Genomic DNA, 16811 nt, shown 5'->3' with positions numbered 1-16811 from the left:
CACTGGTTATATTTACAGTACTGTATTTATGAACAGTGAGGTGCGCGATGGAACATCTGGTCCGAATCGTCAACGACACCGATCGCCAAGTGCTGGCGTGGCTTCGCGCCCAGGTCGGCGACGCCCGCGTCGAGCGCGCGGCGCGCCAGCTCGGGCATACCCGCAAGCCGTTTCCGTCGGCCGTCTGCCGGTATCTGGGCATGAGCGCGCCGGCCACGTTGCGCCAGGCCGAACGGCCGCGCGTCGCACGCGATTTCTCGGTCGGCGATCGTTACCTGTCGTTGATCCGCCAGCACCTCGCGTCGCACTCGGCCAGCCGCTGACAGGGCGGCGGCCGGCCGCCGCGGTGGCGCGGCGGGCCGGAACGATCGCGCATGCGCGAGCCCGGCCGGCAACCGCCGTGCTTATGCAGCCGCCACCGCGTCGCGTATCAGGCGGCCGAGCGTTTCGAATGCCGCCTCGTGCGCCGCATCGAACACGCGTGTGCACGCAAGCCGGATATAGGCGTCGAAGCGGTCGGAATTCGAGAAGATCGAGCCGGGCGCGATCTTGACCCCGTGCGCCAGTGCGGCGTCGAACAGCGCATCAGAGCGCACGCCGTCCGGCAACGCGATCCACAGCAGCATCCCGCCCGGCGGCTGGTTCATCCGGGTTCCGGACGGAAAATGCCGCGCAATCGCGTCGATCGTCACATCGCGCTGCTCACGCAACTGTTCGCGAAACCGGTGCAGATGGCGATCGAACGCGCCCGAACCGACGAATTCGGCCGCAACGGCCTGCAGCAACGCGGCGTTGTGCCGGCTGTGCGCGAACTTCAGCATCTTCACGCGCGCATGCCAGCGCCCCGCGCTCATCCAGCCGAGCCGCATCCCGGGGGCCAGCACCTTGTTGAACGACGGGCAGTAGATCACCGTGCCGTCGCGGTCCCATGCCTTGACCGGCTTGACCGCCTGCGGCGCCTCGACGAGTTCGCGATACGGCTCGTCCTCGATCACGGCCACGCCGTGGCGAGAGCACAGCGTGACGAGCGCGGCCTTGCGTTCGTCGGGCATCACGCAGCCGAGCGGGTTCTGCAGGTTCGGCACGACGACCACGGCCCGAATATCCGGATACGCGGTCAGCGCCACTTCGAGCGCCTCGATCGACAGGCCGGTCGTCGGGCTGGCCGGGATTTCGAGCGCGCGCAGGCCGAGGCTTTCGAGCAACTGGATCAAGCCGAAGAAGGCCGGCGATTCGATCGCGATCGTGTCGCCGGGGCGCGCGACCGCCCGCAGCGCAAGATTCACGGCATCGACGCCGCCGCTCGTCGACATCACGTCGTCCGGCGACACGGTCACGCCGTACGACAGCGCGCGTTTGGCCATCGTCTGCCGGAATTCGGGCGAACCGCCGACGGGCCCCGCGTCGGTCAGCAGCGTCGGCTTGCGCCGCAGCAGCCGGATCGCCAGCGCCTGCAGGCGCTCGGTCGGATACAGCGCGGCCAGCGCGGATGCGCCACCGAGATTCAACGCATCGGTTGCCGCATTCGCGCGGTCGATCACGCGCGACACGCGTTCGTGCAGACCCGCGAACGGCGGCTCGACGCTCAACGGCGGTCCGTCGCTTTCCGGCAGCGTTTCGAGCGCGGCCGACGCGCGGCGCCGCACAAAGTAGCCCGAGCGCGGCTTCGCCTCGCACCAGCCCGTATCCTCGAGCCGCCGGAATGCCTGGATCGCAGTCGACAGGCTCACGCCGTGCTGCGCCATGAATGCGCGCACCGACGGCATCCGGTCGCCGGGCGACAGCGTGCCGGCCGCGATGATGCGGCGGTAATGTTCGGCGAGCCGTTCGTAAAGCGGCTCGCCGTCCATCGGCAAGGGCGTGCGGGATGTGTCGGCGAAAGGCTTCATGCGAGCCATCGTGCCCGCGCGATCGGGGGCACGCCAGATACAGATTCGGGGGAAACCCACCGATACAGCGATGCAAAATCGGCACCTGCACCGCAACAGATTCCCGGCCCCTGAATCTGTCGTGCCCGCGCCCGTTTCCCTAACCTGACTGCACGCTGTCGCCTCGCCGTCGCGAGGCCGCGCAACCGGGAAAAGGAATCGCCATGCGGACGCAACATATCCGGCTCGACGCCGGGCAAAGCCACTTTGCGTGGTTCGACAAGGGTAGCCAGGTGATCGTGCTGGACGGTGCGCTCGCGGTTACGCTGCGTCACGGCGGGCTCGACTGGCTGCCCGACGCGCCACAGTACATCCGCCGTGTGCTCGACGAAGGCGAATGCCTGGTGCTCGACACGGCCCGTCACGTGGCGTTGTCGACCGGCGGCGCCGGCGCGGTCAGTATGGCGGTTGTGGAGCCTGGCGGCCGCAGAGGCGTGCTCGCATCGTGGCGCGCGATCCTGCGCCGGCTGTCCGGGCTGGTGCGCGGCGGCCATCATGTGCGAGAGCATTCCTGACATCGCGGCGCGCCGAGCCGCGGCGTCGGCCACGCAGCCACCGCATCATCCCGGCGACAAGCGAACGCGCTCCGTTCCAGCCCCCTCATCCGGGTAGACTGCCTCGACAGCCGCGGCCTAAACGGCACGCGGCCATCGCGTCACCGCGCGCTCCTGCTCCTGCGACGCTCGACCCACTCGAATATCGCCATCCCGGCCAGCATCGCGACGACGAATCCGATCCCCTTGGCCGACCCGAAGCCGATCGACACGATCGCGGGCCCCGGACAGAACCCGGCCATCCCCCAGCCGATGCCGAACACGGCGCTTCCGGCGACCAGGCGCACGGTGATCGTCCGCAAGGCCGGCAACTGCATCGGCAAGCCGAGCCACGACCGCGTCCGGCGTTTCGCCCACGCGAACGCGAACACGGCCACGCCCGTCGCACCGGCCATCACGAACGCAAGCGACGGATCCCAGCGGCCCGCCAGGTCGAGAAAGGCGAGCACCTTCTGCGGATTGGCCATACCCGACACGATGAGGCCGACACCGAACAGCAGCCCAGCCAGAAACGCGAATCCTGCCTGCATGTCAGCCTCCCAGCATGTGCTGCCGCACGAACACGGTCACGAAGCCCGCGACCATGAAAGTCGCGGTCGCGACCACCGAACGCAGCGCGCCGCGCGACATCCCGCACACGCCGTGGCCGCTCGTGCAGCCGCCCGCGTATCGCGTGCCGATCCCGACCAGCAGGCCAGCCGCCATCAACTCGGGCCATCCTGCGTCGACCTGCGGCGTCAGGCCGGCTCCGGCGGCGCGCATCGCGAGCGGTGCGGCGATCAGCCCGGCGACGAATGCGACGCGCCAGTCGCGCTCTCCGGAACCCGCCGCGAACAGGCCGCCGACGATTCCGCTGATGCCGGCAATCCGGCCGTTGAACGCGACGAGCCATGCGGCCGCGAGCCCGATCAGCACGCCGCCGGCCAGCGACAGCCACGGCGTGAAATGAATCGCATCAAGCTGCATCGCGCGCCCCCTTCGCGGCCGGGCCGCAGAACTGTTCGTACAGCACGCCCATCACCGCGATCGCGGCCGGGCTGTCGAGCGAATAGTGGATGTTCTTGCCTTCGCGGCGCGTGCGGACCAGCGCGTTATCCCGCAACACGCCGAGTTGCTGCGACAGCGTCGGCTGGCGGATGTCCAGCCTGCTCTCGAGATCGCTCACGCAGCGCTCGCCCTGCGACAGTTCGCAGAGCAGCAGCAGCCGGTCGGGGTTCGACAGCACCTTGAGGAGCGCGCAGGCCGATTCGGCGGCTGCGCGCATCTGGCCGGGCTCGGGCAGCCCGGCGGGAAGATCGTCGTTCATCGCGGCAGGACAACACAATTAAAGAATCAATATTATATCAATTTATATAGTATTGATTCACGCTGCCGCAAAACCGATAGTCTTGCGCGTTCCTGCGCTCAGGCTTGCTCGCCCGCGATCCCGTCGGCACTCGACGCACGCGACGCATCGGCGCGAACCACGCCGAGCGCCAGCACTGCAATCCCCGCGATCACGCACGGCGCCGCGACGACGGCAAACGCGGTCGACAGCGGCACGCCCATCGCCAGCATCGCGCCACCCGCCATCGACCCGACCACCGACCCGCCGCGGCCGATCCCGTTCGCCCAGCTCACGCCCGTGGTCCGGCACTCGGTTGGATAGAAGGCAGCCGACAGCGCGAATCGCGCGGCCGTGGCCGCGACGATCGAGTGCCTGCGCGCCTGTGCGGCGCCTCAGGTCGGCGGATGGGAAAAGGTAAACGTGGAGTGAATGGCGCGGCCCGGTGTCGACCGGGCCGCTTCACCGCGACGCGTCACGCGCCGTCGCAGGATGCCGTGCCGTCCAGCATCAGCGTGCCGACCCGCGCGGGTACGAGCGGCGTGCGCGGCACGGGTGGCGTCCAGCCGAACAGCGCCTGCGCGGCCGCGCCGCATACGCGGCCCTGGCACGCGCCCATCCCGCAGCGCGACTGCAGCTTCGCGGCCGTCCAGCCCGGCTCGCGTGCGACCGCATCGAAACGCACATCCTCGCAGCGGCACAGCAGCGTATCGGGCCGCGCAAGGCGGCGGATCGGCTCGCGGATCGCGAAACGCTCGCGTACCGCATCTGCAAACGCCTGCCAGTGCGCGCGCCGCGCGACGAGCGCAGCCAACGGCGCCGTCTGCCCGGTCGCCGCATAACCGGCGATTTCGCCTTCGACCATCGCCAGCTCGCTGCCGCCGACGCCCGTGCACTCGCCGGCCGCGAAGTACCCGTCGCGGCTCGTACGCTGGTGCGCATCGACCGCCACCGCGCCGTTCCCGATCCGGCAGCCGAGATGGCTCGGCAGCACGGTGTTCGGCACGAGGCCGAAACCGCACGCGAGCCGGTCGCAGTCGACGTCGAACTCGCGATCGCCTTGGCGGATCCGCACGCGTTCGAGCCGCTTGTCGCCGAACGCCTCGACGACGTGCGCATCGGGCCGATAAGCGGCCGTGACGAGCTTCGCGGCCTGCGCGAGCTTCGACGGCCAGCGCCACAGCCCTGCGCCGAAGCCGGCCACGTCGCCCCATGCGGCCTGTTCGAGCACGTGCGACACGCGCGCGCCGGCCTGACGGGCCGTCGCCGCGCTCGCCAGCAGCAGCGGCCCGCTGCCCGCGATCACCGTGCGCTGCCCGCGCACGTCGAGGCCGTACTTGATCAGCGCCTGCAAGCCGCCCGCCCCCGTGACGCCCGTCAGCGTCCAGCCCGGAAACGGCAGCAGCAGCTCGCGTGCGCCGCAGCAGAGAATCAGCGTCCGGAAATCGAGCAGCAGCCCGCGTTCGTCGTCCTCGAGCAGCAGCGTGCCCGGCTGCGTTTCGGCGACGATGCGCGTCGCTGCAAGGTGCGTGACGTTCGGCTGCCGCAGCACGGCGAGGCGTTCGGCGGCAGCCGAAACCGGCGTGGCCGCTGCGCTTTGCCGCCAGATCTGCCCGCCCGCGCGCGGGTTGTCGTCGACGATCGCAACCGTCGCACCGCTTTGCGCGGCGGCCCGCGCGGCCGACAACCCGGCCGGGCCGGCGCCGACGATCGCGACGTCGACGCTCAGTCGTTCCTGTTTCATCTGGTGCGCTCCACCTGCATCCCGTCGCGGCACAACGTCTGGCAAGCCAGCCGACGCCGGCCGTCGATCGTCATCCGGCACTCCTGGCAAATGCCCATTCCGCAAAACGGCGCGCGCGCCGCACCCGTGCACGACACGCGCGTCGTGTCGTCGCCGCTCGCCGCGACGGCGGCCGCGACGGTCGCGCCGTCGGCCACCGTCAGCGCGCGGCCGTCCAGATGAATGATCATGTCAGCCTCCGCCGGGCCGCCCCAAGGAGGCTGACGGCCCCCTCGGGGGGCGCCTTGCATGGGACCGGCGTAAGCGCTGAAGCGCCAACGCCGGTCGACAGCGAACGAAGTGAGCGTGGGGGTCGTTTCATGTCAGCGCTCCGGCTACGGGGGACGCGGTCAGGAAGCGTCCCGGCAAATACGGTTCGATATCGATGGGTGGCCGTTCGCCGGCCATCTGCGCGGCGACGAGCCTCGCGCTGCCCGGCGCGGTCGTCACGCCGAGCCCTTCGTGCCCGACCGCGAGCCACACGCCCGGCCGCGCCGGGTGCTCGCCGAGCAGCGGCAGGCCGTCGGGGCTCGCGGAACGGAACCCTGTCCATGAACGGATCCCGTTCAGGTCGGCCAGATCCGGCAGGTAGCCGACCGCGCGACGCAGCATCCGCGCGAGCACCAGCGGCTCGACGCGCGCGTCCTCGGTATCGAACTGGCGCGACGAGCCGATCAGCAACTGGCCGGTCGGCCGCGGCTGCACGTTGAACGCGACCGACGTGCCGTCGCTCGCATGCGCACTCGCCGCATAACCAAGCTCGACGAGCTGGTGCGACACCTGGCCCGGATAGCGGTCGGTAATCAGCAGGTGGCCCTTTTTCGGGCGCAGCGGCAGCTCGGGCAGCAGCGTGCGCGCCGCGACGCCGTTCGCGACGACCACGCGTTCCGCACGCAATGTGTCGCCGCTCGCGAGCGTCACGCTCGGGCCGTCGACCGCAACGGCCCGATCGCTGCGCAACGTGATGCGCGGAGCGCGCTGCAGCAGCCAGTTCGCGGTGACGGGCGCATAGAGGATCGCGTCGCCGGGAATCTTCAGCGCGCCGCCGAGCCCTGCGCGCAGCATCGGCTCCAGTTGCGCGAGCGTCGCCGCGTCGATCAGCTCGCCGGCCACGCCGTGCGCGGCAAGCGTCGCCTGCTTCGCGCGCGCGAGATCCATTTCGTGCGCATCGGCCGCGAGCCACAGCGTGCCGCAGTTGCGGTATGCGCAGCCTTCCGGCATCTCGCCGCTCAACGCGCGCCACAGTTCGATCGAGTAATGGCTCAGCGCGAGTTCGGCCGCGTTGTCGTCCATCGCGACGAGGTGGCCCATCCCCGCGCCGGTTGCACCGCCGCTCGCGTCGTCGACGACGAGCACGCGCAGCCCGCGCTGCGCGAGTTCGTGCGCGCACGCCGCGCCGACGATGCCGGCGCCGATCACGACGACGTCGCTACTTGCGTCGCTCACGGCGCGATGCCCCAGCCGAACGGATCGTCTTCCTCGATCAGCAGCGTCGCTTCCGCGCTCAGGTGCGCGCTGCCGCGGATCGTCGGCACGATGCCGCCGTCGGCCTGCTCGTAGCTCGCGTGGAACACGCTGCCGATCACGCTCGCCTGCCGCCACACGGCGCCCGGCGCGAGCTTGCCGTCGGCCGCGAGGCACGCGAGCTTCGCGCTCGTGCCGGTGCCGCACGGCGAACGGTCGTATGCCAGGCCCGGGCACAGCACGAAGCTGCGGCTGTCGTGCTCGGGATCGTCGGCGAACAGCTCGATATGGTCGATCTCGCCGCCGTTCGCGCCGGCGATGCCCGCGCGTTCGAGCCCTTCGCGCACAGCCGACGCATACGCGGTGAGCACCGCGACGTTGTCGCCGGCGACGCGCTGCCCGTGGTCGCTGATCAGGAAGAACCAGTTGCCGCCCCACGCGATGTCGCCCTTCACGGGGCCGTAACCCGGCACGTCGACCGCGACGCCCGTCGCGTGGCGATACGCGGGCACGTTGCGCACGCTGACCGACAGGTCGTCGTGCAGCGTCGCCTCGACAGTGCCGACGGGCGTTTCGATCAGATGAATGCCGGGCCGGATGCGCCCCATGTGATGCAGCGTGCGCACGACACCGATCGTGCCGTGCCCGCACATCCCGAGATAGCCGCTATTGTTGAAGAAGATCACGCCGGCCGCCGCGTCGGGCGACACGGGTTCGCACAGCAGCGCGCCGACCAGCACGTCGCTGCCCCGCGGCTCGAGGATGCACGCGGTGCGGTAACGGTCGTGCTCGCGCGCGAGCACGTCGCGGCGCTCGGCCATCGTGCCGCTGCCAAGCGACGGGAATCCGGACACGACGAGCCGAGTGGGTTCGCCGCCCGTGTGCGAATCGATGATCTGGATGCGCTTCATCATGAGCCGTCCGAAGTGGGGAAAGGAGCATAGCTTCCTCTGTCGCGCGTCCGTCCGCTTGTGGCTTTTCGATGAGGACGACGACGAAATCGGCATAGTGCGAGGCGCCCTTCGCGCCCCTGCCGGCCGCTGTGCCGATTTCGTCATTTTGCTCCGCGATACGACTCAAGCGTGATGGGCATTTGCGCGGCGATACTGGTTGCCACACCGACACACCTGTCGGCCGACCGATACGAACGTAGGAGATTTCAGTGAGCCGCAAAGCCATTCAGTGGACCGGGGTTTTCCCGGCCGTCAGCACCCAGTTCAAGCCGGACTTTTCCCTCGACATCGACGCCACGCACCGCGTGGTGAAGAACCTGGTGAACGACGGCGTGTCGGGCCTCGTGGTCTGCGGCACGGTCGGCGAAAACACGTCGCTGTCGACGAGCGAGAAGCTGCAGGTGATCGAGGCTGCACGCGACGCGGCCGGCGGCAAGATTCCGGTGATCGCCGGCATCGCCGAATTCACGACCGAATTCGCACGCAACACGGTGCGCGAAGCGCAGCGCGTCGGCGTCGACGGCGTGATGGTCATGCCCGCGCTGGTCTACTCGGCGAAGCCGCATGAAACCGCCGCGCACTTCCGCGCGGTCGCGACGAGCACCGACCTGCCGGTGATGGTCTACAACAACCCGCCGATCTACAAGAACGACGTGACGCCCGACGTGCTGATCGCGCTGCAGGACTGCGAGAACATCGTCTGCTTCAAGGATTCGTCGGGCGACACGCGCCGCTTCATCGACCTGCGCAATGCCGTCGGCGATCGCTTCGTGCTGTTCGCGGGCCTCGACGACGTCGTGGTCGAAAGCATCGCGGTCGGTGCCGAAGGCTGGGTGTCGGGCATGTCGAACGCGTTCCCGAAGGAAGGCGAGACGCTGTTCCGCCTCGCGAAGCAAAAGCGCTTCGACGAAGCGCTCGCGCTGTACCGCTGGTTCATGCCGCTGCTGCACCTCGACGCACGCCCCGACCTCGTGCAGTGCATCAAGCTGTGCGAAGAGCTGGTCGGCCGCGGCAGCGCGATCACGCGCCCGCCGCGCCTCGCGCTGCAGGGCGACACGCTCGCGGAAGTGAAGGCAATCGTCGCGAAGGCGCTCGAAACGCGCCCGGCGCTGCCCGACGTCGGTCTCTGATCGACTCCCCCTGCGGCGGCGCGCAGGCTTCCCCCTGCGCGCCGCCGTCTCCGGTCCGGCGTGGCCCGCGGGCCCGTTCGCCTAGGCGCCAACCCGCGCCGCGCGTGACCGGGCCGCGGCCCGCCCCGGTCGTTCGAACCGGGCGACGCCGGCCGGCAGGCGTGCGCCGCTGCTCCGTCGGAGCGCGGCGCACTCACGCCTGCACCGCCATTCCCCCAGGAGACAAGCCCATGCCAGGCCAAGGCAACGCTCACCCGTCTGTCCCGCTTTCCCGTACCGCGCACCCCGACGCGGGTCACGGCAAGTTCAAGAAACAGTTGTCGCTGACCGATCTCACGTTCATCGGTCTCGGCGCCATTTTCGGTTCGGGGTGGCTGTTCGCCGCGAGTCACGTGTCGACGATCGCCGGCCCGGCCGGCATCTTCTCGTGGCTGCTCGGCGGCTTCGCGGTGCTGCTGCTCGGCATCGTCTACTGCGAACTCGGCGCCGCGCTGCCGCGCGCGGGCGGCGTGGTCCGCTACCCGGTGTTCTCGCACGGCCCGCTGCTCGGCTACCTGATGGGCTTCATCACGCTGATCGCCTTTTCGAGCCTGATCGCGATCGAAGTCGTCGCCGCGCGCCAATATGCAGCCGCGTGGTTTCCGGGCCTGACGGTCGAAGGGTCGAGCGACCCGACGACGATCGGCTGGCTCGTGCAGGCCGCGCTGCTCTGCTTCTTCTTTTACCTGAACTATTCGAGCGTGAAGACGTTCGCGAAGGCGAACAACATCATCAGCATCTTCAAGTTCATCGTGCCGCTCGCGGTGATCGGCGTGCTGTTCACGTTCTTCAAGCCCGCGAACCTGACCGTGCACGGCTTCGCGCCGTTCGGGATGCCGGGCATCGAGATGGCCGTGTCCGCGGGCGGCATCATCTTCGCGTATCTCGGGCTCACGCCGATCGTGTCGGTCGCGAGCGAGGTGCGCAATCCGCAGCGCACGATCCCGATCGCGCTGATCCTGTCGATCCTGCTGTCGACGCTGATCTACGTGCTGCTGCAGCTCGCGTTCATCGGCAGCATCCCGACCGCGATGCTCGCCGGCGGCTGGCACGACATCAGCAAGGCGTTCACGCTGCCGTACCGCGACATCGCGCTCGCGCTCGGCGTCGGCTGGCTCGCGGTGATGGTCGTCGCCGACGCGATGATCTCGCCGAGCGGCTGCGGCAACATCTACATGAACGCGACGCCGCGCGTGGTCTACGGCTGGGCGAAGACGGGCACCTTCTTCAAGGTGTTCACGCGCGTCGACGAAGCGTCGGGCATCCCGCGCGCGGGCCTGTGGCTCACGTTCGGCCTCGCGATCTTCTGGACGATGCCGTTCCCGTCGTGGGAAGCGCTGATCAACATCGTGTCGGCCGCGCTGGTGCTGAGCTACGCGGTCGCACCGGTATCGGTCGCCGCGCTGCGCCGCACCGCGCCCGACCTGCCGCGGCCGTTCCGCGCGAGCGCATTCGGCATCACCGGCCCCGCTTCGTTCGTGATCGCCGCGCTGATCGTCTACTGGTCGGGCTGGAGCACGGTGTCCTGGCTGCTCGGCCTGCAGATCGTGATGTTCGTCATCTATCTCGCGTGCCGCCGCTGGGTGCCGACCGCGCACCTGAGCCTCGCCGAACAGGTGCGCTCGTCCGCGTGGCTGATCGCGTTTTATGCCGCGATGATCGTGCTGTCGTATCTCGGCGGTTTCGGCGGCACGGGCCAGCTCGCGCATCCGTACGACACGGTCGTCGTCGCGGCCGTCGCGCTCGTCATCTACTACTGGGGCGCGAATACCGGCGTCCGCTCCGACAAGCTGCAGCTCGACGACGACGAGGACTGACGCACCCACTCCCTTTCCCACCGTCACTCCGGCCGGGCGCACCACGCCCGGCCCCTGTTTTTTCCGAGGAAAACCATGCAACTCACAGGTCAGCTCCTGATCGGCCAGTCCGCCGTCGCCGGACAGAACGGCACCCTCCACGCGATCGCCGCCGCGACCGGCGAGCCACTCGAACCTGCTTTCGGCGGCGCGAGCCTGCACGACCTGGAGACGGCCTGCGCGCTCGCCGACGCCGCGTTCGACACGTATCGCGAAACGACGCTCGACGCGCGCGCCGCCTTCCTCGACGCGATCGGCCGGCACATCATGGCGCTCGGCGACGACCTGATCGAGCGCTGCGTCGCCGAGACGGGCCTGCCGCGCGCGCGCGTCGAGGGCGAACGCGGCCGCACGGTCGGCCAGCTCGCGCTGTTCGCATCGCTGGTGCGCGACGGCGGCTTTCTCGATGCGCGGATCGATCCGGCGCGCCCCGAGCGCACGCCGCTGCCGCGCGTCGACCTGCGCCTGCGCAACGTCGCGGTCGGGCCCGTCGCCGTGTTCGGCGCGTCGAATTTCCCGCTCGCGTTCTCGGTCGCCGGCGGCGATACGGCGTCGGCACTCGCGGCCGGCTGCCCGGTGATCGTCAAGGCGCATTCCGCGCACCCGGGCACGTCGGAACTGGTCGGCCGCGCGATCCAGCAGGCCGCGCGCGAATGCGGGATGCCGGCCGGCGTATTCTCGCTGCTGTTCGACGCGTCGCGCGAGATCGGCCAGGCGCTCGTCGCCGATCCGCGCATCAAGGCCGTCGGCTTCACCGGCTCGCGCCGCGGCGGCGTCGCGCTGATGCATATCGCGGCCGCGCGCCCCGAGCCGATTCCCGTCTATGCGGAAATGAGCTCGATCAATCCCGTGCTGCTGTTTCCCGCCGCGCTCGATGCGCGCCACGACACCATCGCACCGCAGTTCGTCGCATCGCTCACGCTCGGCGCCGGCCAGTTCTGCACGAACCCGGGCCTCGTGCTCGCGGTCGACGGCCCGGCACTGCGCGCGTTCGAAGCCGCTGCGGCCGATGCCGTGCGCGCGGCGGCCGCGCAGACGATGCTGACGCCGCACATCCACGCGAGCTATGCGGAAGGCGTCGCGGCGCTGCGCGGGCATGATGCGGTCGAATTGCTCGCGGAAGGCGTCGAGGGCAGTCGCTACCAGGCACGCGCGGCGCTGTTCGCGACGTCGGCCGACGCGTTCATCGCGCGCCCCGAACTGCGCGAAGAAGTGTTCGGCCCCGCTTCGCTGATCGTGCGTTGCCCGGACGCCGACACGCTGCATCGCGTACTGAAGTCGCTCGAAGGCCAGTTGACGATCGCCGCGCATCTCGCCGACGGCGACGCGTCGCTGTTCGCCGCGCTGCGCCCGACGCTCGAGCGCAAGGCCGGCCGCATTCTCGTCAACGGTTTCGGCACGGGTGTCGAGGTCGGCCATGCGATGGTGCACGGCGGCCCGTTCCCGGCGACGTCCGACACGCGCACGACGTCCGTCGGCGCACGCGCGATCGAGCGCTTCCTGCGCCCCGTGTCGTACCAGGACCTGCCGGACGCGCTGTTGCCGGAAGCGATCCGCAACGGCAATCCGTTGAACGTGCCGCAGCGCATCGACGGCGTGCCCGCGCCGCGGGAGGTGAACCATGTCTGAGCACACCGCCGAAGTCGTCCTGTCGCTCGATGAAGTTCATGCGCTCGCGCTGCGCGTGCTGACGCACCACGGAATGTCCGACGCGCATGCGCGGGCCATCGCCAACGTAATCACGCAGGGTCAGCGCGACGAATGCCATTCGCATGGCGTGTACCGGCTGCTCGTCTGCGTGCGTTCGCTGCGCAAGGGCAAGGTCGATCCGCAAGCGGTGCCGACGCTGCGCCGGCTGTCGTCGTCGATCGTCGCGGTCGACGCGCATCGCGGCTTCTCGCTGCTGAGCTTCGAAACCGGGCTGCCCGTGCTCGTCGAGATGGCGAAGGAGCACGGGATCGCCGCGATGGCGATCAACCATTGCTACCACTTCTCCGCGCTGTGGCCCGAGGTCGAGGCGATCGCGGCCGAGGGGCTGGTCGGCATCGCGATGAACCCGAGCCATAGCTGGGTCGCGCCGGAAGGCGGCCGCGAGCCCGTGTTCGGCACGAACCCGATCGCGTTCGCGTGGCCGCGCCCGGGCGGCGAGCCGTTCGTGTTCGATTTCGCGACGAGCGCGATCGCGCGCGGCGACATCGAGCTGCACGCAAAACAAGGCAAGGCGATTCCGCCGCACTGGGCGATCGACGCCGACGGCCAGCCGACCACCGACCCGAAGGCCGCGCTGCAGGGCGCGATGCGCACGTTCGGCGGCCACAAGGGCTCGGCGCTCGCGGCGATGGTCGAATTGCTCGGCGGCGCGCTGATCGGCGACATGACGAGCCGGGAATCGATGGACTTCGACGAAGGCGTCGGCGCGACGCCGTGCCACGGCGAGCTTGTGATCGCGTTCGATCCGAAGGTGTTCCTCGGCGACGATCTCGACGCGGGGCTCGCGCGCGGCGAGCGGATGTTCGGGGCGATCGTCGCGCAGGGTGCGCGGCTGCCGTCGCAACGGCGCTTCGACGCCCGCGCGCGCAGCATCGCGAACGGCGTGCGGATCCCGAAGGCGCTTTACGACGAGATCCTGACGCTGCTCGACTGACGCCGGAACGCGGTGGCGGCGCGCATGCATCGTCGATAAAGCGCCATCCGGCCGCCTCCCTGACCCGCCGCGCGGGCGTCCCGCAACCGCCCGCGCGTTCCGCGCCGCGCACACCGCACGCGCCGGCCGCCGGCCCCGCGGGCGCCACGCCCGCGGCGGCTGTGGGATAATCGCCCGGTTTGCCCAGGGCGCAGCTCAAGAGGTTGTTCGCACGGGCGCGAGAGAGGCCTTTATTCCCGTGCCTCCACCCTTTTCCGCGATATTTCTTCAGCAACCACAATGCCCACTTACCGTTCCAAAACCTCCACCGCCGGCCGCAACATGGCAGGTGCGCGCTCGCTGTGGCGCGCCACCGGCATGAAAGACGACGATTTCTCGAAGCCGATCATCGCGGTCGTCAACTCGTTCACCCAGTTCGTGCCGGGGCACGTGCACCTGAAGGATCTCGGCCAGCTCGTCGCGCGCGAGATCGAGGCTGCCGGCGGCGTCGCGAAGGAATTCAACACGATCGCGGTCGACGACGGCATTGCGATGGGCCACGACGGCATGCTCTATTCGCTGCCGAGCCGCGACATCATCGCCGACTCGGTCGAGTACATGGTGAACGCGCACTGCGCGGACGCGATGGTGTGCATCTCGAACTGCGACAAGATCACGCCGGGGATGCTGATGGCCGCAATGCGCCTCAACATTCCGGTGATCTTCGTGTCGGGCGGCCCGATGGAAGCCGGCAAGACGCGCCTCGCGAACCCGGTCACCAAGACCGTCGAACTGAAGAAGCTCGACCTCGTCGACGCGATGGTGATCGCGGTCGACCCGTCGTATTCCGACGCCGAAGTCGCCGAAGTCGAACGCTCGGCCTGCCCGACCTGCGGCTCGTGCTCGGGCATGTTCACCGCGAACTCGATGAACTGCCTGACCGAAGCGCTCGGCCTGTCGCTGCCGGGCAACGGCACGGTAGTCGCGACGCACGCCGATCGCGAGCAACTGTTCAAGCGCGCCGGCCGCCGCATCGTCGAACTGACCCGCCAGCACTACGAGCAGGACGACGAACGCGTGCTGCCGCGCTCGGTCGGCTTCAAGGCGTTCGAGAATGCAATGACGCTCGACATCGCGATGGGCGGTTCGACCAACACGATCCTGCACCTGCTGGCGATCGCGCAGGAAGCCGGCATCGACTTCACGATGAAGGACATCGACCGCCTGTCGCGCGTCGTGCCGCAGTTGTGCAAGGTCGCGCCGAACACGAACAAGTACCACATCGAGGACGTGCACCGCGCCGGCGGCATCATGGCGATCCTCGGCGAGCTCGAGCGCGCCGGCAAGCTGCACACCAACGTGCCGACCGTGCACGCACCGACGCTGAAGGACGCGCTCGACCAGTGGGACATCGTCCGCACGCAGGACGACGCAGTCCGCACGTTCTACCTCGCCGGCCCGGCCGGCATCCCGACGCAGGTCGCGTTCAACCAGGACACGCGCTGGCCGAGCCTCGACCTCGACCGCGCCGAAGGCTGCATCCGCTCGTACGAGCATGCGTTCTCGAAGGAAGGCGGCCTCGCCGTGCTGACGGGCAACATCGCGCTCGACGGCTGCGTGGTGAAGACGGCCGGCGTCGACGAGAGCATCCTCGTGTTCGAAGGCTCGGCTCACGTGACCGAATCGCAGGATGAAGCGGTCGAGAACATCCTGAACGACAAGGTCAAGGCCGGCGACGTGGTGATCGTGCGCTACGAAGGCCCGAAGGGCGGCCCCGGCATGCAGGAAATGCTCTACCCGACCAGCTACATCAAGTCGAAGGGGCTCGGCAAGGCATGCGCGCTGCTGACCGACGGCCGCTTCTCGGGCGGCACGTCGGGCCTGTCGATCGGTCACTGCTCGCCGGAAGCGGCAGCGGGCGGCGCGATCGGCCTCGTGCGCGACGGCGACAAGATCCGCATCGACATCCCGAACCGCACGATCGACGTGCTGGTATCGGACGAGGAACTGGCGCGCCGCCGCGAAGAGCAGAACGCGAAGGGCTGGAAGCCCGCGCAGCCGCGCCCACGCAAGGTGTCCGCGGCGCTGAAGGCCTACGCGAAGCTGGTCATGTCGGCCGACAAGGGTGCGGTGCGCGACCTGTCGCTGCTCGACGACTGACGAGTCGGCCTACCGGCGACGGTCGGCCGGCGACGGGTACCGGCAACGGGCATCCCATCCGGTCGGGCTGCGGGCCATACAACCGCCCGCTCGCCCGATCCAGAAGCCGCTCTCCGGAGCGGCTTTTTTTCGTCCGGCGCCCGGAGAACCCGCCGCGCTGGCGGCGTCAGTGACGGAATTCGTCGGATCCGACGCCTCCGCTACCACCACCGCCACCGTGGCTACCGCCGCCGTTTCCGCCGCCTTGCGGCCGCGCGTAACCGCCGCCGCCGCCACCGCCACCACCACCTCCCTGATGCATCGGCGGCGGCATCGCACGGACTTCACCGCCCGGTGCGGGTGATGGATGCATGACGGCCGGCGGCGGGCTTGCCGGACGGGCATTGCCCGCCGCGCCCGGCATCGGCGCAGGTGCCGGCGGCGGCGGCGTGCGGTTCGCTCCGTTCCAGCCGCCACGCGTAGCCGACGGCCGCGCGTCATGCGGCCCAGGTGACGGGCCGCCCGGCGCGGCCTGGATCGGCCCGCCCGGCTGCGGACGGCCCCGTCCCGGCGGGAACCCGCCGGGGCCGAGCCGCGGTTCCGCGCGATGCTCCCAGCGATCGCGGTCGTGGAACCACGGGCGGTGCCGGTAATAACGATCCCAGTACGCGCCAATTGCGAATCCGGTCACCGGGACTCCGATGATCGCGCCGTATTCGAGCACCGGCACGTAGCTACCCTGGTACGGATACGCGAGCAACTGCGCATCGATCCAGCCGCGCACGCCCGGCAGCGCGACGTCGCACCACGAGTAGTCGCTCAGGCAGCCGAATACGTCCAGCGCCGTGTCGGGCGGGAGCTCCGCGACCACCGGATAATCAGGCGCCGGCCCGGCGAACAACTCGGCCGGCGAGTTCGTGTAAGCGCTGCTCTGCGCATCGGCGACGCCCGGCGCGGCCGCAAGGCCAAGCAGGACGACGCACAGACTTCGGACAATCGTGTTGCTCATGATGCTCTC

At 69.5% G+C, this 16811-nt stretch carries 16 protein-coding genes and 2 pseudogenes; 8 read left to right on the top strand and 10 right to left on the bottom strand.

Going from position 1 to position 16811, the window contains the following annotated elements:
• Positions 1 to 47 precede the first annotated feature (47 nt).
• Positions 48 to 323, top strand: coding sequence for a hypothetical protein (locus tag R9B84_RS25505; protein ID WP_152857694.1), 276 nt, complete (start codon positions 48 to 50; stop codon positions 321 to 323).
• Positions 324 to 404: 81 nt separating this feature from the next.
• Here R9B84_RS25505 and R9B84_RS25500 read toward each other — a convergent pair whose 3' ends face one another.
• Positions 405 to 1889 carry a PLP-dependent aminotransferase family protein gene (locus tag R9B84_RS25500; protein WP_423762794.1) on the bottom strand — a complete coding sequence of 495 codons (1485 nt, stop codon included), beginning with the start codon at positions 1887 to 1889 and terminating at the stop codon, positions 405 to 407.
• Between the two features lie 203 nt (positions 1890 to 2092).
• Here R9B84_RS25500 and R9B84_RS25495 point away from each other — a divergent pair, with 203 nt between their 5' ends.
• Positions 2093 to 2443, top strand: a complete 351-nt coding sequence (locus R9B84_RS25495) for a hypothetical protein (RefSeq protein WP_423762793.1) — start codon at positions 2093 to 2095, stop codon at positions 2441 to 2443.
• Between the two features lie 140 nt (positions 2444 to 2583).
• Here the strand turns inward: R9B84_RS25495 and R9B84_RS25490 are convergent, their stop codons facing one another.
• From R9B84_RS25490 to R9B84_RS25475, 4 genes and pseudogenes are all read right to left on the bottom strand, one after another.
• Positions 2584 to 3012: a DUF6691 family protein gene (locus tag R9B84_RS25490; RefSeq protein ID WP_423762792.1), complete on the bottom strand. Its 429-nt coding sequence runs from the start codon at positions 3010 to 3012 to the stop codon at positions 2584 to 2586.
• Position 3013: 1 nt separating this feature from the next.
• On the bottom strand, positions 3014 to 3448 hold the full coding sequence (locus R9B84_RS25485) for a YeeE/YedE family protein (RefSeq protein ID WP_423762791.1): 435 nt from the start codon (positions 3446 to 3448) through the stop codon (positions 3014 to 3016).
• Complete coding sequence (locus tag R9B84_RS25480; protein ID WP_423762790.1) at positions 3438 to 3788, bottom strand: ArsR/SmtB family transcription factor; 351 nt, start codon at positions 3786 to 3788, stop codon at positions 3438 to 3440. The genes R9B84_RS25485 and R9B84_RS25480 overlap by 11 nt, the downstream gene beginning before the upstream one ends.
• Positions 3789 to 3886: 98 nt before the next feature.
• Positions 3887 to 4147: pseudogene (locus R9B84_RS25475) on the bottom strand (aromatic acid/H+ symport family MFS transporter); the annotation flags it as partial.
• On the opposite strand from R9B84_RS25475, the pseudogene R9B84_RS25470 reads away from it, so the two are divergent.
• Positions 4140 to 4238 (top strand): annotated as a pseudogene (locus R9B84_RS25470) (LysR family transcriptional regulator); the annotation flags it as partial. The pseudogenes R9B84_RS25475 and R9B84_RS25470 sit on opposite strands and share 8 nt — an antisense overlap.
• A gap of 43 nt (positions 4239 to 4281) precedes the next feature.
• Here R9B84_RS25470 and R9B84_RS25465 read toward each other — a convergent pair.
• The 4 genes from R9B84_RS25465 to R9B84_RS25450 all read right to left on the bottom strand — a co-directional run bounded on the left by R9B84_RS25465 (position 4282) and on the right by R9B84_RS25450 (position 7964).
• The gene (locus R9B84_RS25465; protein ID WP_423762789.1) at positions 4282 to 5550 is read right to left on the bottom strand and encodes an FAD-dependent oxidoreductase; all 1269 of its coding nucleotides are present in this window, start codon (positions 5548 to 5550) and stop codon (positions 4282 to 4284) included.
• Complete coding sequence (locus tag R9B84_RS25460; protein WP_012338331.1) at positions 5547 to 5780, bottom strand: 2Fe-2S iron-sulfur cluster-binding protein; 234 nt, start codon at positions 5778 to 5780, stop codon at positions 5547 to 5549. Before R9B84_RS25460 ends, R9B84_RS25465 begins: the two co-directional genes overlap by 4 nt.
• Before the next feature lie 127 nt (positions 5781 to 5907).
• Complete coding sequence (locus R9B84_RS25455) at positions 5908 to 7035, bottom strand: NAD(P)/FAD-dependent oxidoreductase (RefSeq protein WP_423762788.1); 1128 nt, start codon at positions 7033 to 7035, stop codon at positions 5908 to 5910.
• Complete coding sequence (locus R9B84_RS25450) at positions 7032 to 7964, bottom strand: 4-hydroxyproline epimerase (RefSeq protein WP_423763579.1); 933 nt, start codon at positions 7962 to 7964, stop codon at positions 7032 to 7034. The genes R9B84_RS25455 and R9B84_RS25450 overlap by 4 nt, the downstream gene beginning before the upstream one ends.
• A 251-nt stretch (positions 7965 to 8215) precedes the next feature.
• Here R9B84_RS25450 and R9B84_RS25445 point away from each other — a divergent pair, with 251 nt between their 5' ends.
• From R9B84_RS25445 to ilvD, 5 genes are all read left to right on the top strand, one after another.
• Positions 8216 to 9136 (top strand): dihydrodipicolinate synthase family protein, encoded by a 921-nt coding sequence (locus tag R9B84_RS25445; RefSeq protein WP_011547925.1) that lies wholly within the window; start codon positions 8216 to 8218, stop codon positions 9134 to 9136.
• 230 nt (positions 9137 to 9366) lie between these two features.
• Positions 9367 to 10992: an APC family permease gene (locus R9B84_RS25440; RefSeq protein ID WP_423762787.1), complete on the top strand. Its 1626-nt coding sequence runs from the start codon at positions 9367 to 9369 to the stop codon at positions 10990 to 10992.
• Between the two features lie 75 nt (positions 10993 to 11067).
• Positions 11068 to 12660: an aldehyde dehydrogenase (NADP(+)) gene (locus R9B84_RS25435; RefSeq protein WP_423762786.1), complete on the top strand. Its 1593-nt coding sequence runs from the start codon at positions 11068 to 11070 to the stop codon at positions 12658 to 12660.
• On the top strand, positions 12653 to 13675 hold the full coding sequence (locus R9B84_RS25430; protein WP_423762785.1) for an Ldh family oxidoreductase: 1023 nt from the start codon (positions 12653 to 12655) through the stop codon (positions 13673 to 13675). The genes R9B84_RS25435 and R9B84_RS25430 overlap by 8 nt, the downstream gene beginning before the upstream one ends.
• 279 nt (positions 13676 to 13954) lie before the next feature.
• Complete coding sequence (gene ilvD, locus R9B84_RS25425; RefSeq protein WP_423762784.1) at positions 13955 to 15814, top strand: dihydroxy-acid dehydratase; 1860 nt, start codon at positions 13955 to 13957, stop codon at positions 15812 to 15814.
• A gap of 166 nt (positions 15815 to 15980) precedes the next feature.
• Here the strand turns inward: ilvD and R9B84_RS25420 are convergent, their stop codons facing one another.
• Positions 15981 to 16802 carry an SH3 domain-containing protein gene (locus R9B84_RS25420; RefSeq protein ID WP_423762783.1) on the bottom strand — a complete coding sequence of 274 codons (822 nt, stop codon included), beginning with the start codon at positions 16800 to 16802 and terminating at the stop codon, positions 15981 to 15983.
• Positions 16803 to 16811 lie beyond the last annotated feature (9 nt).

It is taken from the genome of Burkholderia sp. NLJ2, assembly GCF_049487195.1.
Classification (GTDB): domain Bacteria; phylum Pseudomonadota; class Gammaproteobacteria; order Burkholderiales; family Burkholderiaceae; genus Burkholderia; species Burkholderia pyrrocinia.
Note: the sequence above shows the minus strand (reverse complement) of the source record. Positions and strands in the feature narration are given on the sequence as shown.

What these genes read in the sequence shown, in the direction of transcription:
- R9B84_RS25500 (WP_423762794.1), bottom strand. Translation starts at nt 1,889, where the DNA reads ATGAAGCCTTTCGCCGACACATCCCGCACGCCCTTGCCGATGGACGGC.
- R9B84_RS25485 (WP_423762791.1), bottom strand. Translation starts at nt 3,448, where the DNA reads ATGCAGCTTGATGCGATTCATTTCACGCCGTGGCTGTCGCTGGCCGGC.
- R9B84_RS25430 (WP_423762785.1), top strand. Translation starts at nt 12,653, where the DNA reads ATGTCTGAGCACACCGCCGAAGTCGTCCTGTCGCTCGATGAAGTTCAT.
- ilvD (WP_423762784.1), top strand. Translation starts at nt 13,955, where the DNA reads ATGCCCACTTACCGTTCCAAAACCTCCACCGCCGGCCGCAACATGGCA.
- R9B84_RS25465 (WP_423762789.1), bottom strand. Translation starts at nt 5,550, where the DNA reads ATGAAACAGGAACGACTGAGCGTCGACGTCGCGATCGTCGGCGCCGGC.
- R9B84_RS25435 (WP_423762786.1), top strand. Translation starts at nt 11,068, where the DNA reads ATGCAACTCACAGGTCAGCTCCTGATCGGCCAGTCCGCCGTCGCCGGA.
- R9B84_RS25420 (WP_423762783.1), bottom strand. Translation starts at nt 16,802, where the DNA reads ATGAGCAACACGATTGTCCGAAGTCTGTGCGTCGTCCTGCTTGGCCTT.
- R9B84_RS25440 (WP_423762787.1), top strand. Translation starts at nt 9,367, where the DNA reads ATGCCAGGCCAAGGCAACGCTCACCCGTCTGTCCCGCTTTCCCGTACC.
- R9B84_RS25450 (WP_423763579.1), bottom strand. Translation starts at nt 7,964, where the DNA reads ATGAAGCGCATCCAGATCATCGATTCGCACACGGGCGGCGAACCCACT.
- R9B84_RS25480 (WP_423762790.1), bottom strand. Translation starts at nt 3,788, where the DNA reads ATGAACGACGATCTTCCCGCCGGGCTGCCCGAGCCCGGCCAGATGCGC.
- R9B84_RS25495 (WP_423762793.1), top strand. Translation starts at nt 2,093, where the DNA reads ATGCGGACGCAACATATCCGGCTCGACGCCGGGCAAAGCCACTTTGCG.
- R9B84_RS25505 (WP_152857694.1), top strand. Translation starts at nt 48, where the DNA reads ATGGAACATCTGGTCCGAATCGTCAACGACACCGATCGCCAAGTGCTG.
- R9B84_RS25460 (WP_012338331.1), bottom strand. Translation starts at nt 5,780, where the DNA reads ATGATCATTCATCTGGACGGCCGCGCGCTGACGGTGGCCGACGGCGCG.
- R9B84_RS25490 (WP_423762792.1), bottom strand. Translation starts at nt 3,012, where the DNA reads ATGCAGGCAGGATTCGCGTTTCTGGCTGGGCTGCTGTTCGGTGTCGGC.